Annotated in this window: 17 protein-coding genes; 11 read left to right on the top strand and 6 right to left on the bottom strand. The window is 52.3% G+C overall.

The annotated features are described in order from the left end of the window. The first annotated feature begins 9 nt into the window (after positions 1–9). The 5 genes from dacA (at position 10) to lipA (ending at position 4746) form a co-directional block, all read left to right on the top strand. On the top strand, positions 10–1221 hold the full coding sequence (gene dacA, locus NI40_RS05730; protein ID WP_032638844.1) for a D-alanyl-D-alanine carboxypeptidase DacA: 1212 nt from the start codon (positions 10–12) through the stop codon (positions 1219–1221). A gap of 106 nt (positions 1222–1327) precedes the next feature. After that, positions 1328–1591 carry a DUF493 family protein YbeD gene (gene ybeD, locus NI40_RS05725; RefSeq protein WP_006177135.1) on the top strand — a complete coding sequence of 88 codons (264 nt, stop codon included), beginning with the start codon at positions 1328–1330 and terminating at the stop codon, positions 1589–1591. Between the two features lie 95 nt (positions 1592–1686). Then, on the top strand, positions 1687–2328 hold the full coding sequence (gene lipB, locus NI40_RS05720) for a lipoyl(octanoyl) transferase LipB (RefSeq protein ID WP_033144925.1): 642 nt from the start codon (positions 1687–1689) through the stop codon (positions 2326–2328). Between the two features lie 291 nt (positions 2329–2619). Continuing rightward, positions 2620–3573: a YbeF family transcriptional regulator gene (locus NI40_RS05715; protein ID WP_032665064.1), complete on the top strand. Its 954-nt coding sequence runs from the start codon at positions 2620–2622 to the stop codon at positions 3571–3573. A gap of 207 nt (positions 3574–3780) precedes the next feature. Further along, positions 3781–4746: a lipoyl synthase gene (gene lipA, locus NI40_RS05710; RefSeq protein WP_028019480.1), complete on the top strand. Its 966-nt coding sequence runs from the start codon at positions 3781–3783 to the stop codon at positions 4744–4746. Between the two features lie 81 nt (positions 4747–4827). Here the strand turns inward: lipA and tatE are convergent, their stop codons facing one another. Together tatE and NI40_RS05700 are read right to left on the bottom strand one after the other, a co-directional pair. Continuing rightward, positions 4828–5031: a twin-arginine translocase subunit TatE gene (gene tatE, locus NI40_RS05705; RefSeq protein WP_023310742.1), complete on the bottom strand. Its 204-nt coding sequence runs from the start codon at positions 5029–5031 to the stop codon at positions 4828–4830. Positions 5032–5156: 125 nt separating this feature from the next. Then, positions 5157–5945 carry a deaminated glutathione amidase gene (locus NI40_RS05700; protein WP_039261239.1) on the bottom strand — a complete coding sequence of 263 codons (789 nt, stop codon included), beginning with the start codon at positions 5943–5945 and terminating at the stop codon, positions 5157–5159. 67 nt (positions 5946–6012) lie between these two features. On the opposite strand from NI40_RS05700, the gene crcB reads away from it, so the two are divergent. After that, a complete protein-coding gene (gene crcB / locus NI40_RS05695) occupies positions 6013–6396 on the top strand; it encodes a fluoride efflux transporter CrcB (RefSeq protein ID WP_033144922.1) in 384 nt (127 codons plus the stop codon). A gap of 219 nt (positions 6397–6615) precedes the next feature. Here crcB and cspE read toward each other — a convergent pair whose 3' ends face one another. Beyond that, entirely contained in the window at positions 6616–6825 is a 210-nt protein-coding gene (gene cspE / locus NI40_RS05690) for a transcription antiterminator/RNA stability regulator CspE (RefSeq protein WP_002439184.1), read from the bottom strand. A 190-nt stretch (positions 6826–7015) separates the two neighbouring features. Beyond that, the gene (pagP, locus tag NI40_RS05685) at positions 7016–7633 is read right to left on the bottom strand and encodes a lipid IV(A) palmitoyltransferase PagP (protein ID WP_045142917.1); all 618 of its coding nucleotides are present in this window, start codon (positions 7631–7633) and stop codon (positions 7016–7018) included. A gap of 392 nt (positions 7634–8025) precedes the next feature. Between pagP and dcuC the strand changes: the two genes are divergently transcribed. Further along, a complete protein-coding gene (dcuC, locus tag NI40_RS05680; RefSeq protein WP_039261233.1) occupies positions 8026–9393 on the top strand; it encodes an anaerobic C4-dicarboxylate transporter DcuC in 1368 nt (455 codons plus the stop codon). A 94-nt stretch (positions 9394–9487) separates the two neighbouring features. Next, a complete protein-coding gene (gene rna, locus NI40_RS05675; protein WP_039261231.1) occupies positions 9488–10297 on the top strand; it encodes a ribonuclease I in 810 nt (269 codons plus the stop codon). Here the strand turns inward: rna and NI40_RS05670 are convergent. Beyond that, complete coding sequence (locus tag NI40_RS05670) at positions 10291–10908, bottom strand: flavin reductase family protein (RefSeq protein WP_039261229.1); 618 nt, start codon at positions 10906–10908, stop codon at positions 10291–10293. The genes rna and NI40_RS05670 overlap by 7 nt on opposite strands. Positions 10909–11175: 267 nt before the next feature. On the opposite strand from NI40_RS05670, the gene rnk reads away from it, so the two are divergent. Continuing rightward, positions 11176–11586, top strand: a complete 411-nt coding sequence (gene rnk / locus NI40_RS05665) for a nucleoside diphosphate kinase regulator (RefSeq protein ID WP_023310734.1) — start codon at positions 11176–11178, stop codon at positions 11584–11586. 139 nt (positions 11587–11725) lie between these two features. Then, entirely contained in the window at positions 11726–11815 is a 90-nt protein-coding gene (yldA, locus tag NI40_RS24420; RefSeq protein WP_272481390.1) for a small membrane protein YldA, read from the top strand. Between the two features lie 8 nt (positions 11816–11823). On the opposite strand, the gene NI40_RS05660 is transcribed toward yldA, so the two are convergent. Beyond that, positions 11824–13062, bottom strand: a complete 1239-nt coding sequence (locus NI40_RS05660; RefSeq protein ID WP_032661072.1) for a zinc-dependent alcohol dehydrogenase — start codon at positions 13060–13062, stop codon at positions 11824–11826. Positions 13063–13242: 180 nt separating this feature from the next. Between NI40_RS05660 and uspG the strand changes: the two genes are divergently transcribed. Beyond that, positions 13243–13671, top strand: a complete 429-nt coding sequence (uspG, locus tag NI40_RS05655) for a universal stress protein UspG (protein WP_023310731.1) — start codon at positions 13243–13245, stop codon at positions 13669–13671. Positions 13672–13723: the final 52 nt, after the last annotated feature.

Below are 13723 nucleotides of genomic sequence, written 5' to 3'. Positions count from 1 at the left end.
GTTCTGACCATGAAGACCACTTTTTCTGCTCGTTTTGTGCAGCGCATGGCGCTGACCACGGCCCTTTGCGCTGCTGCGCTCTCTGCAGCTCACGCCGATGACCTGAATATCAAGACCATGATCCCTGGCGTTCCGCAAATCGACGCGGAATCCTACATCCTGATCGATTACAACTCTGGCAAAGTGCTGGCAGAACAGAATGCCGATGCCCGCCGTGACCCGGCCAGTCTGACCAAAATGATGACCAGCTACGTTATCGGCCAGGCGATGAAGGCAGGTAAATTCAAAGAATCGGATCTGGTCACCATCGGTAACGATGCGTGGGCAACCGGGAACCCTGTTTTCAAAGGTTCCTCTCTGATGTTCCTGAAGCCGGGTATGCAGGTTCCTGTTTCCCAGCTGATTCGCGGTATCAACCTGCAGTCTGGTAACGATGCCTGCGTGGCGATGGCCGACTTCGCCGCCGGGAGCCAGGATGCCTTCGTGGGCCTGATGAACAGCTACGTTAACGCGCTGGGTCTGAAAAACAGCCATTTCCAGACCGTACACGGACTGGACGCAGACGGTCAGTACAGCTCCGCACGTGACATGGCCCTGATTGGTCAGGCGCTGATCCGCGATGTACCGAATGAATACTCTATCTATAAAGAAAAAGAGTTCACCTTCAACGGTATTCGTCAGACCAACCGTAACGGCCTGCTGTGGGATAACAGCCTGAACGTTGACGGCATCAAAACTGGCCACACCGATAAAGCGGGCTACAACCTGGTGGCCTCTGCCACTGAAGGTCAGATGCGTCTGATCTCTGCCGTGATGGGCGGCCGCACCTTTAAAGGTCGTGAAACAGAAAGCAAGAAACTGCTGACCTGGGGCTTCCGCTTCTTCGAAACCGTGAACCCACTGAAAGCAGGGAAAGAGTTTGCGTCTGAACCCGTCTGGTTCGGCGACAACGACCGTGCTTCTCTCGGCGTTGATAAAGATCTCTACCTGACCATTCCACGCGGTCGCATGAAGGATCTGAAAGCCAGCTACGTGCTGAACAGCACCGAGCTGCATGCCCCGCTGCAGAAAAACCAGGTTGTGGGTACGATCAACTTCCAGCTGGATGGAAAAACGATCGATCAGCGTCCGCTGGTTGTCCTGCAAGAAATACCTGAAGGCAATTTCTTCGGCAAAATCATTGATTACATTAAATTGATGTTCCACCACTGGTTTGGTTAAAAATTGAACACTTGAAAGTGTGATTTTGATCCCCATATACTAAGTATCCTGATAACTCCCACCTGACGTGGGAGTTATTATTTTTTGACGTTACGCCGGAGCTGACATGAAAACCAAACTTAACGAACTGCTTGAATTCCCAACCTCATTTACCTACAAAGTAATGGGTCTGGCGAAACCTGAGCTGGTTGATCAGGTGGTTGAAGTGGTACAGCGCCATGCGCCGGGTGACTACTCTCCGTCAGTAAAACCAAGCAGCAAGGGCAACTACCACTCGGTTTCTATTACCATCACTGCGACACACATTGAGCAGGTTGAAACGCTGTACGAAGAGCTCGGCAATATCGAAATTGTTCGTATGGTGCTGTAGTCCCTTTGCGGTTACCCGGTTTGCCGGGTAACCCCTCTCCCCCGCTGTGATATACTCCTCCACACCTTTTGTCCCTCGTCTTCGGAGACGCAGTTTTGTATCAGGATAAAATTCTGGTCCGTCACCTCGGGCTGCAACCTTATGAGCCTGTCTCCCAGGCTATGCATGACTTCACCGATTCACGCGATGACAGCACCCCGGATGAGATCTGGCTGGTCGAACACCTGCCGGTATTTACGCAGGGCCAGGCGGGTAAAGCAGAGCATTTGTTAATGACGGGAGATATCCCGGTTATTCAGAGCGATCGCGGCGGTCAGGTCACTTATCATGGGCCCGGTCAGCAGGTGATGTACGTCCTGCTCAATCTGAAGCGCAGAAAGCTGGGCGTGCGTGAACTGGTTACCTTACTGGAACAAACTGTCGTCAACACGCTGGCGGAATATGGTATTGACGCGCATCCACGCGCCGATGCGCCGGGCGTCTACGTTGGGGAAATGAAGATCTGCTCACTAGGGCTGCGTATTCGTAAAGGTTGCTCATTCCATGGCCTGGCCTTGAATATTAATATGGACCTTGCGCCCTTCCAGCGCATTAACCCCTGCGGCTACGCCGGCATGGAAATGACGCAAATGCGTCAGTGGGTTGAAACCGCTACGCCAGAACATATTCGTCCCGTACTTTTAAAGCAGATGTTAGCGCTACTTAACAATCCCCCATACGAATATATCCCTGCTTAATATATCATACAACATGGCTCGATAATTTGGCGGGCCACTGTTTATTTACAGCTTTTGCACTTTACAATAATCCACAGATTCTATATTTTCGAAGCGCCCGAATATTACCGCCACATATTATTTAGCCTCCAGCAAGCATGGCAAACACGGCATAAGTAAGGTGAGCAATTATCACACAACCGTTTGCCCTTGATAAACAAGTGAAACAAAACCAACACTTTACGAATCTCTACAAGCATAATAAATAAATTCAACTATCATTCATATTGTGAATGTATACGGAGTGAAAGCGTGGAGTATAATAATTTACCAGCCAAACGACTGAATGAACCCGGTGGCGAAGACAAGCCGCAAATTTTTCGGACTTTACGTAATATTGATCTCAATTTACTGACTATTTTTGAGGCGGTATATGTCCATAAGGGTATCGTTAACGCTGCGAAAATTCTTAATCTCACGCCATCAGCAATAAGCCAGTCAATCCAAAAGCTACGCGCTATATTTCCCGACCCGTTATTTATCCGTAAGGGCCAGGGGGTAACGCCGACGGCTTACGCCACGCATCTCCACGAGTACATCAGCCAGGGGCTGGAGTCGATTCTGGGCGCACTGGATTTAACCGGGAGCTATGATAAGCAGCGAACCATCACCATCGGCTGTTCCCCTTCTGTCGGGGTGCTGGTGATGCCAGCGATCTTCCAGGCCGTAAAAGAGCATGCTCCGCAGCTCCTGCTTCGCAATGTGCCTCTCAATGAACCTGACATTCAGCTTGCCCAGTTCCAGACGGACCTGATTATTGAAAGCGGCAGCTTCAGTGCAAGAGCGCTGGGGCAAAATGTGCTTTATGCGGATAACCTGGTACTGGTTTGCCGCCAGCAGCATCCTGCTCTTAGCGAGCCGTTAACCATCGAAAACCTGCGCAACTACGACCACTCGTCTTTCATGACCGAAGGGCAATCTAATCATGCGCTTCGTCAGCGTATTGATGAAATTTTCCCGGAACGTCAGATCAGCTTCAGCAGTTACAATATGTTTACCACCGCATCCCTGATCGGCAGCAGCGATATGCTGTGCGTTATGCCATCACGCCTGTACAGCCTGCTACAAAAATGCTGGCCGCTGGAAAGCATCCCGCTCAGCCAGCTTAATGCGGAATCTATCGAGATTTCACTGCATTACAACAAGCTGAGTTTGCGCGATCCGGTCCTGGAAAACGTCATCCGCATCATCCGTCAGGCCTTCTGACAGGTTTAGCCAGCACAAGCCCCTGCAACCCGCAGGGCAAAAGGCACAAAACAACAACTATTTTACAAATTGGCGATCTGGCAGGCTGCTTTAACGACCGTTTCAATGATATACTGCCTGTCGTTCGTTCAAAAATAGTTGATAAATACAACATTCCCTTGAATTGAAACGCTTTCCTTCGATATTCGCAACTGGAACACGCACGCTATGAGTAAACCCATTGTGATGGAACGCGGTGTTAAATACCGCGATGCCGATAAAATGGCCCTTATCCCGGTTAAAAACGTGGCTACAGAGCGCGAGGCGCTGTTAAGAAAACCGGAATGGATGAAAATCAAACTTCCGGCCGACTCTTCGCGTATCCAGGGGATCAAAGCGGCGATGCGCAAGAATGGCCTTCACTCCGTCTGTGAAGAAGCCTCTTGTCCGAACCTTGCTGAATGTTTCAATCACGGTACCGCGACGTTTATGATTCTGGGTGCTATCTGTACCCGCCGCTGCCCGTTCTGCGATGTTGCTCATGGCCGTCCAGTCGCGCCTGATGCTAACGAACCCCAGAAACTGGCACAGACCATCGCCGACATGGCGCTGCGTTATGTGGTTATCACATCCGTTGACCGTGACGACCTGCGTGATGGTGGTGCTCAGCACTTCGCCGACTGCATTACGGCCATTCGCGAGAAAAGCCCTAACATCAAAATCGAGACGCTGGTGCCTGACTTCCGCGGCCGTATGGACCGCGCGCTGGATATCCTGACCGCGACGCCGCCAGATGTGTTTAACCACAACCTGGAGAACGTGCCGCGTATCTACCGTCAGGTGCGTCCAGGCGCAGACTACAACTGGTCCCTGAAGCTGCTGGAGCGTTTCAAAGAAGCGCATCCGCATATTCCGACCAAGTCTGGTCTGATGGTGGGTCTGGGTGAAACCAATGATGAAATCATCGAGGTGATGCGCGATCTTCGCCGCCACGGTGTGACCATGCTGACCCTGGGACAGTATCTGCAGCCAAGCCGTCACCACCTGCCGGTACAGCGCTACGTGAGCCCGGACGAGTTCGATGAAATGAAAGCCGAAGCGATGGCGATGGGCTTCACCCACGCTGCCTGCGGCCCATTCGTTCGCTCCTCATACCATGCCGATATGCAGGCTAAAGGCGAAGAAGTTAAATAATGCTGTAATATTCATTTACAGTAATACAAAAAAACCGGCCTCATGAGCCGGTTTTTTTTCGCAAGCCCTCAGGCGTTGCTGTCACTCTTTGTGAGAAAGCTTGTCTGCCGGGACGTCATCCTCGGCGCTTTTCTTCGCCGCTGCATCATCATCGTTCATCGCTTTCTTAAAGCCTTTGATGGCAGCCCCCAGGTCACCACCCAGCGTGCGTAACTTCTTGGTACCAAACAGCAGGACGACCAGTGCGGCAACCACCAGCAGTTTGGTAATACTAATCTCACCCATAGATACCTTCTTGACTTAAAACAGGCTGCATTCAGCGCCAAAACCTGACTGTATTAACGGTCATTTTGCGCGTGCACACAATAGCAATCTGTAACAAGGTGAATCAAGCATTGTTGAAAAAAACATCACAATAATTGCGGTGGCGCAAACCGACGATTGCGAAGAACGGGTAATTGCTGACGCGCAAGCGCAATTCTCTCTAAGTTTATCTCCGCCACCAGCACATGCGGGGCTTCAGCGGCGGCGGCGATCGTCACCCCCAGCGGATCAACCACCCTGCTTTGCCCGATGTTTTTCGTGCCACATTCCCCTGCGGCAACGACATAGCAGGTTGTATCCAGCGCGCGTGCCGCAAGCAGCGTTGCCCAGTGATGCTCTTTTAACGGCCCTTTGACCCACGCGGCAGGCAGTACCAGCACGTCAGCCCCCTGCAGCGCCAGATGGAGCGCCAGCTCGGGAAAACGCAGGTCATAGCAGGTCATCAGTCCGATCTTAAATCCGTCAATCTCCAGCAGCGGAGGGATATTGTCTCCGGGGTCAACGCGTCGCGACTCCTGGATGCTGAACGCATCATAGAGGTGAAGCTTGGCGTAACGTGCCACGATAGCCCCGTCACGAATCGCCACGAGCGTATTCACCGCGCGACCCGGCGTGGAGGGAACATGGATCGTTAAGATCGTCGTCATCGTATTGCCCGCGCTCTGGGCGAGCAATTGCTGTAAGAATTCACCATCCAGCGGCTGCGCGGACTTCACGGATAAATCCGGGTCGTTATCATCTCTGGCCAGCAGCGCCTCAGGGAGAACCAACAGCGACGCGCCTTTCTGCCGGGCCTGCATCATCAGGTTGACGCATGTTCTCGCATTTTCACGCCAGTCAGGCGTGACGGCAAACTGCCCTACCGCTACATACATATTTGTCCCCTCATCATAAACGGCGTTAAACTCGCTTCTCTTACACATCAAATAGCAGGTATTTAGCGTGTTACAACTACTTTTAGCCGTTTTTATTGGTGGGGGAACGGGTAGCGTTGCGCGATGGTTTCTGAGTATGCGGTTTAACCCCCTGCATCAGGCGATTCCTATGGGAACACTTGCCGCAAACCTGATTGGTGCCTTTATCATTGGTATGGGGCTGGCCTGGTTTAACCGAATGACGCACATCGACCCAATGTGGAAGGTGTTGATTACCACCGGATTCTGCGGCGGTTTGACCACCTTCTCAACCTTTTCTGCGGAGACGGTTTTTCTCTTTCAGGAAGGCCGTATCGGCTGGGCGCTGATGAATGTGGCGATCAATATGCTCGGCTCCTTTGCGATGACGGGGATCGCATTTTGGCTATTTTCTTCCGCAAGCGCGCATTAACAGCCGAACCGTTAATGTTGGCTTAATTTTTCTCTGTCACTCTGAATGTAATACTGAACGAGGGTGACAGAATGAAACAGAGTCTGATGAGCGCAGGAATGGTGTTGTTGAGCGTGCTGATCGTTGCCAGCTTCCTGAAAATGTATCTGCTTGGCTGATTCAAAACGAAAAAAACCCGCTCAGTGAGCGGGTTTTGAAATTCTTGCTGACGCGTCTGAATTACAGAGCGATTACGTTAGCAGCAGAAGGGCCTTTGGCACCGTTAGTGATTTCGAACTCTACACGCTGACCTTCAGCCAGAGTTTTGAAACCATTAGACTGGATTGCAGAGAAGTGTACGAACACGTCTTTGCTGCCATCTTCAGGAGTAATGAAACCGAATCCTTTGGACTCATTAAACCACTTAACGTTACCTTTAATCTTAGACATCAAAATTACCTTTACATTAAAAAACGACACAAATGCTGTGTCGGTTATCAGTACATCAATTGTGGGACCTTTTGTCCAGCGGATCTTTGATAAAAAGTGACTAAAGTCGCGTTAATTTTCACTGACAGATTTTTATCGCTTATGAATCAACGCCTGCGCGTTTTTTCACCAGCATGTAACGTTTTGTCAGTTAAAACTGAAAACGCATCCAGGCGAAGTAAACGTTACCGTTGTTGTACGTACCCGGAATGTAGGTCATCTGGAACGTTGCGGGGCCATAGCCAATAGAGGCCAAAGGCAGCAGCACCGGGATTGGAATGTATTTCCAGTTGTCACGTGCAGTAACCCCGGCGGTATAGCCCAAACCGACGTGGAAGTTCTCGTCCGCTAGGGGGCGCCAGGTTTTTTCCCAGCCATACCCACCAATCGGCTCCCATTTATTAAACGAGTCTTTGAAGGCCATCAGATAGATGCCATGCCAGTTTCCCTTTTCATCCCAGCGCGACTGGCCAAAACCCGCGCCCCACGGACGCTCGTTGTATTTATCGGTTTTCTCTTTGTCATAAGCAAAACGCGCATGCCACGTTATTGCCGGGACATAGAGATCATAATGTTCAGGTGCCGTCCATGTCTGGGAAACATTATCCGTAAAGGTTGAGAACCAGCCTTTATCCGTCGCGTTGCCTTCTGCCTGTGCAACAGAACAAAACGTTAACTGCCCAAAAATAAACAGCAAAATAGAGAAAAATGTATTACGTACAATCACAATGCAATTACCATTCTTAGTATTCGAGGCAAAGTTTACCATAAAGTAGTTGAATCAAAGCTTAACGACATCGGCGTTATTCCTAATTATTCAGCTTCTTTTCGGGAATATTCTTAAGGAAAGGCGGCGATGCGTTCAAAATAAACCTACAAGGGGTGTGACTTTACCCATTTAATGTTCTGAATCAGTGACATGTAAAACCACACAAAACATTAACAATTTGTTATCATTATTAGGACATGTTGCGCTATTTCTGACGGTCAAGGCCCTCATGACATAAATGTATGGGCCATGGCAAAAAGACGGTTGTTCTGTTCTTTAGTCGTCTGTTTATTGATTTTAATCAGCAAGAACAGGCCAATTATTCGGCACATTTTCATCCTTCTTTTTTTTGATTTTTTGTGCTCCATTGCAGCAGAGATACAGGGGAAATCATGCTTACGTTATTCGAACTCCTTATTGGAGTCGTCGTCATTGTCGGCGTCGCACGCTACATCATTAAAGGCTACTCGGCCACGGGCGTATTATTTGTCGGCGGTCTAACGCTGCTGATTATCAGCGCAATAATGGGGCACCAGGTGTTACCTGCCAGCGCGACCAGCACCGGTTACACGGCTACAGATATTGTTGAATACATTAAAATATTGCTCATGAGCCGCGGCGGTGACCTGGGTATGATGATCATGATGCTGTGCGGTTTCGCAGCCTACATGACCCATATTGGCGCCAACGACATGGTCGTTAAGCTTGCTTCTAAACCCCTGCAATACATCAACTCGCCGTATCTGCTAATGGTCGCCGCCTATTTCCTCGCCTGCCTGATGTCACTGGCCGTTTCGTCGGCTACCGGGCTTGGCGTACTGCTCATGGCGACGCTGTTCCCGGTGATGGTGAACGTCGGTATCAGCCGTGGCGCGGCCGCGGCAATTTGCGCGTCTCCGGCAGCGATAATTCTCTCCCCGACCTCCGGCGACGTTGTGCTGGCGGCAAAGGCGGCGGAGATGTCACTCATCGACTTCGCCTTTAAAACCACGTTACCGATCTCGATTGTTGCCATCGTGGGCATGGGGATCGCGCATTTCTTCTGGCAGCGCTATCTCGATAAGAAAGAAAACATCAGCCATGAAATGATGGACGTGAGTGAAATCACCACGACCGCTCCCGCGTTCTATGCCATTCTGCCGTTCACCCCGATCGTCGGAGTGCTGATTTTTGACGGAAAATGGGGTCCACAGCTGCACATCATCACCATTCTGGTTATCTGCATGCTGCTGGCCGCCGTGCTGGAGTTTGTGCGCGGTTTTAACACGCAAAAAGTCTTCTCGGGTCTGGAAGTTGCGTATCGCGGTATGGCGGATGCCTTCGCTGGCGTGGTGATGCTGCTGGTTGCAGCGGGCGTTTTTGCCCAGGGTCTGAGCACGATCGGCTTTATCCAGAGCCTGATTTCTATCGCCACCTCGTTCGGCTCGGCCAGTATTATCCTGATGCTGGTTCTGGTGGTGCTCACCATGCTGGCGGCGATGACCACCGGTTCCGGTAATGCGCCTTTTTACGCTTTCGTTGAGATGATCCCGAAACTGGCTCACTCCTCCGGTATTAACCCGGCCTACCTTTCCATTCCCATGCTGCAGGCGTCAAACCTGGGCCGTACCATTTCGCCGGTGTCGGGTGTGGTCGTCGCCGTTGCCGGGATGGCGAAAATCTCGCCATTCGAAGTCGTCAAACGCACCTCAGTGCCCGTTATAGTTGGTCTGATTATCGTGATTATCGCCACGGAAGTGCTGGTACCCGGCGCAGCCTAAGCTAAATTAGGGATATCCAAAAAGCGCCTGCGGGCGCTTTTTGTGCTTTAATAACTTCCAGAAATTAATAGTACTCATTCGATCAGGAAATCATATGTTCAGGAAGGATATCGTCATCCCGTCTGGCGCAATCGCGCTTGCTCTCTGTCTCTTCTCCGCACAGGCGGAACCGCTGAAGGCAACACAGTATGGCGATTTCGATCGCTATGTGCTGGCTCTGTCCTGGCAAACCGGGTTTTGCCAGAGCATGATCGAACGCAACCGCAATGAACCTGACGAATGTCGCCTGCAAAAAGAGCGCGATAATAAAGCCGATTTTCTGACCGTTCACGGTCTATGGCCTGGCCTGCCGAAATCTATTGCCGCACGCGGCGTGGATGAACGTCGGTGGATGCGTTTTGGCTGCGCCACGCGCCCCATTCCGAACATGCCGGAAGTCAAGGCCAGCCGCAAATGCGATGCCGCCGAAACCGGACTGTCGCTTTCCGCAGCCGCAAAGCTCAACGACGTGATGCCGGGCGCGGGCGGTAATTCCTGCCTGGAACGTTATGAATATGCCAAACATGGCGTCTGCTTTGGTTTCGATCCAGATGCCTATTTCGGCACGATGGTGCGGATGAATCAGGAAGTTAAAAACAGCGCGGTCGGTAAATTCCTCGCCGATAATTACGGGAAAACCGTCAATCGCAGCGACTTTGACGGTGCCGTTGCCAAAAGCTGGGGAAAAGAAAACATCAAAGCGATCAAGCTGACCTGCAACGGCAATCCGGCGTATCTGACCGAGATGCAGGTTTCGCTGAAGGCGGACACCATTAACAACCCGCTTTCTGCGGCGTCATTTGCCCCGCAGCCACATCCGGGTAACTGCGGAAAACAGTTCGTGATTGATAAAGCCGGCTACTGATCCGCGCCCGGGCGCACCATATCAAACCGGTTGTCGTCACTGATGCCATAATACGCCGTCGGCCCTCCCGCACGCAGGATGGGCTGCGCTTTCGCCGTCTGGTAAATCCCCTCTTCCAGCAGCGTTTCGGCAATATGGATACCGACCACCTCCCCCAGCACCAGCCAGGTATCGACCGGTGTGCCGTCAGCACCGGTAAGCTGAATGCACTGCGACAGGCGGCACTCAAAGTTCACCGGGCTTTCTGCGACGCGGGGCGCGTTGACCAGCTGGCTCGCCGCTGGCGTAAGTCCGGCAAAGCTGAATTCATCCCGATCGTGCGGAAGCATCGCAGAGGTTTGGTTCATCGCTTGCGCGAGATCGCGCGTCGCCAGGTTCCAGACAAATTCCTTTGTTTCGGTAATATTACGCACGCTGTCCTTCCAGCCGTTGCTGGAAAAGCCGATGATCGGCGGGCGATAGTTAAAGCAGTTAAAGAAGCTATACGGTGCGAGGTTGAGCTGACCGGCCTTGTCGCATGAGGAGATCCAGCCGATCGGACGTGGACCAATAATGGCGTTCAGCGGATCGTGCGGCAGGCCGTGCCCATGAGACGGTTGGTAGAAGTACATAGTTCTCTCTCGTTGGTGGGCGGACGCGAATTGCGCTTCACGCAACGCCCGGGTTCAGGACACTCAGCGTAACGTATTCTGCCGGGAATGAAGACTGAATAAATTTCAGCGAAAATTCATATGGACCATGAATGTGACCTTCATCACTTCAAACTTGCGCGCTCAGCCAGTATCATCGGGAGAGTTAAACCCTCGCTGCCAGACGGCGAGGGTTTTCTTTTGGATTGGTTTCTGCGTTACGCGCAGCATTAACGACATGGAGTAAAAATGTCCAGACCTACAATTATCATCAACGAGCTCGACGCAGAACGTATCGACAGGCTGCTGGAAAAAGCGGAGTTTGCCTCACTTCCCGTGGCCGACGCCCTGAATGAGGAGCTCGACCGGGCGCAGATGTGCACGCCTGAGACGATGCCGCATGACGTGGTCACCATGAACAGCCAGGTAAAATTCCGCAACCTGACCACCGGTGAAGAGCTGACCCGCACGCTGGTTTACCCGGCTCAGATGACCGACAGCAGCGCACAGCTTTCTGTTCTTGCGCCTGTGGGTGCCGCACTGCTGGGCCTGCGCACGGGCGATACCATCCACTGGGAATTGCCGGGCGGCGCCTCTGCCCATCTTGAAGTGCTGGCGTTGCTCTACCAGCCAGAAGCCGCGGGCGATTACCTGCGTTAACCACTTCTGAACAAGCGCCCACCCGCTTTGCACAGAGGATGCAGCCGCATCCTCTTTCCGTAAATTCACCCCATTTTCTTATATCGCGCAAAAAGCCCTTAATCCACGCTTAATCTGTTTTGGTGCCGTGGGGACGGTCATGAGTGAGATACTGGTTATCACACTTATTTTTCTGATTATTGCGGCGATTATCGTCATGGCCGTGCTTTATCTTGAACGCCACAGCTAGGCGAGTACTTATGCAACCCCACCCGGGAAAGCGTTCACCAGGCCCTTAACTTTTTGCTCTGCGGCCTCGGGCGTTTCTGCGCCAGGGACCAGAATCACCTTCCGGCACTCCTCCTCCCGTTTTTCGAATACCTTATAGGCGCGTTCCGCATCGGCAAGGGGAAGATAATGGGTCACGATCTCTTCCGGGGTAAGCAGCCCTTTTTCGATCAGCGGCAGCAGCTCACCCAGCCAGGCATGGACGTGCGTCTGGCCCATCTTAAACGTCAGACCCTTATCAAAGGCATCGCCAAACAGGAAGCCATGAATAAACCCGGCGTACACGCCGGGTACGCTAACCACGCCACCGCGTCGAACGGCAGCAATGCACTGCCGCAGCGCTTTGCCGCTGCTGCCTTCAATTTTAAGATTGCTGAGGATCGTTTCCGTGGTGCTGCCTTTCGCTTCGAACCCAACCGCATCAATCACGGCGTCAACGCCGCGCTGGCCAGCGGTCTGCTCGATGATTTTTTCCGCCGCGTCGTTATCATCATCAAAGTTGATGGGGATTGCGCCGTAACGCGCTTCGGCAAATCGCAAACGGTACGGGTGGTGATCGATAACAAAGATCTGCTCGGCCCCTAACAGCCGCGCGCAGGCAATGGTCAGGAGCCCCACCGGCCCGGCGCCGAAAACCGCAACGCTTGAGCCTTTTTCAATCTGCGCATTTTTTGCCGCCTGCCAGGCCGTGGGCAAAATATCTGACAAGAACAGCGCCTTATCATCGGAGAGGAGTTGCGGGACCTTAAACGGCCCGACGTTGCCTTTTGGCACGCGGACATATTCCGCCTGTCCCCCCGGCACGCCGCCGTAGAGATGGCTGTAGCCAAACAGCGCGGCCGGGGCGGGGATTTGCTTTTTGTTCAGCGCGGCGCCCTGCCCGGCATTGGTATTCTCACAGGCCGCGTATTGCTGCAACCGACAGAAGAAACAGTCCCCACAGGCAATGACAAAGGGGATCACCACGCGATCGCCTTTTTGCAAATTTTTCACCTCTGCGCCGCACTCGACGATTTCCCCCATAAACTCATGGCCAAAAATATCGCCGTGCTGCACCTTCGGGATCTTTCCGCGATAGAGATGCAAATCGGAGCCGCAGATAGCCGTGGCCGTGACGCGCAAAATGATATCGTCGGGCTGTTCGATAATGGGATCGGGGACATTCTCGACGCGTACATGGTGCGGACCGTGATACGTAAGTGCTTTCATGCGACCTCCGAAAGGTTCCAGGTAAGTGTATAAGGGTAGCTACCCCTGAAGGTCTGCCCTGGAATACGGGCCTTTTGAGATTTATCCTGGCAACTTAAGAAAACTGACGGGGCGCTTACAGAAACCATATCTATTTTATGGTTGAATGAGTTCAGCGTTTATAAACAAGGAGAAACGGGTATGTATCAGAGAATCATTATGCCGGTTGATGTTTTTGAGATGGAGCTGAGCGACAAGGCCGTACGCCATGCGGAGTTCCTGGCGCAGCAGGACGGTGTTATCCATCTTTTGCACGTACTGCCGGGCTCCGCCAGCCTGAGCCTGCACCGCTTTGCCGCCGACGTGCGTCGCTTCGAGGAGCATTTGCAGCATGAAGCGGAAACTCGCCTGCAAACCATGGTCAGCCACTTCAGCATCGACCCTTCGCGCATCAAAACGCACGTCAGATTCGGCAGCGTACGCGATGCGGTAAACGAACTGGCGAACGAACTGAAAGCAGACGTGGTGGTCATCGGTTCGCGCAACCCTTCCATTACCACGCATCTGCTGGGCTCTAACGCCTCCAGCGTGATCCGCCACACCCACATACCGGTGATGGTCGTAAGATAAAAAAAGAGGCCACCTTTCGGTGGCCTCTCACTATTGCAGGTGTAGCCTTACT

This window comes from Enterobacter sp. E20, assembly GCF_000801755.2.
Taxonomy (GTDB): Bacteria; Pseudomonadota; Gammaproteobacteria; order Enterobacterales; family Enterobacteriaceae; genus Enterobacter; species Enterobacter asburiae_B.
The sequence above is the reverse complement of the archived record's forward strand: the minus strand, read 5'-3'. Positions and strand labels throughout refer to the sequence as shown.

Bases quoted from the DNA above. Each gene is read 5' to 3' on its own strand.
- dacA (WP_032638844.1), top strand. From the start codon at position 10: ATGAAGACCACTTTTTCTGCTCGTTTTGTGCAGCGCATGGCGCTGACC.
- ybeD (WP_006177135.1), top strand. From the start codon at position 1,328: ATGAAAACCAAACTTAACGAACTGCTTGAATTCCCAACCTCATTTACC.
- lipA (WP_028019480.1), top strand. From the start codon at position 3,781: ATGAGTAAACCCATTGTGATGGAACGCGGTGTTAAATACCGCGATGCC.
- tatE (WP_023310742.1), bottom strand. From the start codon at position 5,031: ATGGGTGAGATTAGTATTACCAAACTGCTGGTGGTTGCCGCACTGGTC.
- NI40_RS05700 (WP_039261239.1), bottom strand. From the start codon at position 5,945: ATGTATGTAGCGGTAGGGCAGTTTGCCGTCACGCCTGACTGGCGTGAA.
- cspE (WP_002439184.1), bottom strand. From the start codon at position 6,825: ATGTCTAAGATTAAAGGTAACGTTAAGTGGTTTAATGAGTCCAAAGGA.
- pagP (WP_045142917.1), bottom strand. From the start codon at position 7,633: ATGGTAAACTTTGCCTCGAATACTAAGAATGGTAATTGCATTGTGATT.
- dcuC (WP_039261233.1), top strand. From the start codon at position 8,026: ATGCTTACGTTATTCGAACTCCTTATTGGAGTCGTCGTCATTGTCGGC.
- rna (WP_039261231.1), top strand. From the start codon at position 9,488: ATGTTCAGGAAGGATATCGTCATCCCGTCTGGCGCAATCGCGCTTGCT.
- NI40_RS05670 (WP_039261229.1), bottom strand. From the start codon at position 10,908: ATGTACTTCTACCAACCGTCTCATGGGCACGGCCTGCCGCACGATCCG.
- rnk (WP_023310734.1), top strand. From the start codon at position 11,176: ATGTCCAGACCTACAATTATCATCAACGAGCTCGACGCAGAACGTATC.
- yldA (WP_272481390.1), top strand. From the start codon at position 11,726: ATGAGTGAGATACTGGTTATCACACTTATTTTTCTGATTATTGCGGCG.
- NI40_RS05660 (WP_032661072.1), bottom strand. From the start codon at position 13,062: ATGAAAGCACTTACGTATCACGGTCCGCACCATGTACGCGTCGAGAAT.
- uspG (WP_023310731.1), top strand. From the start codon at position 13,243: ATGTATCAGAGAATCATTATGCCGGTTGATGTTTTTGAGATGGAGCTG.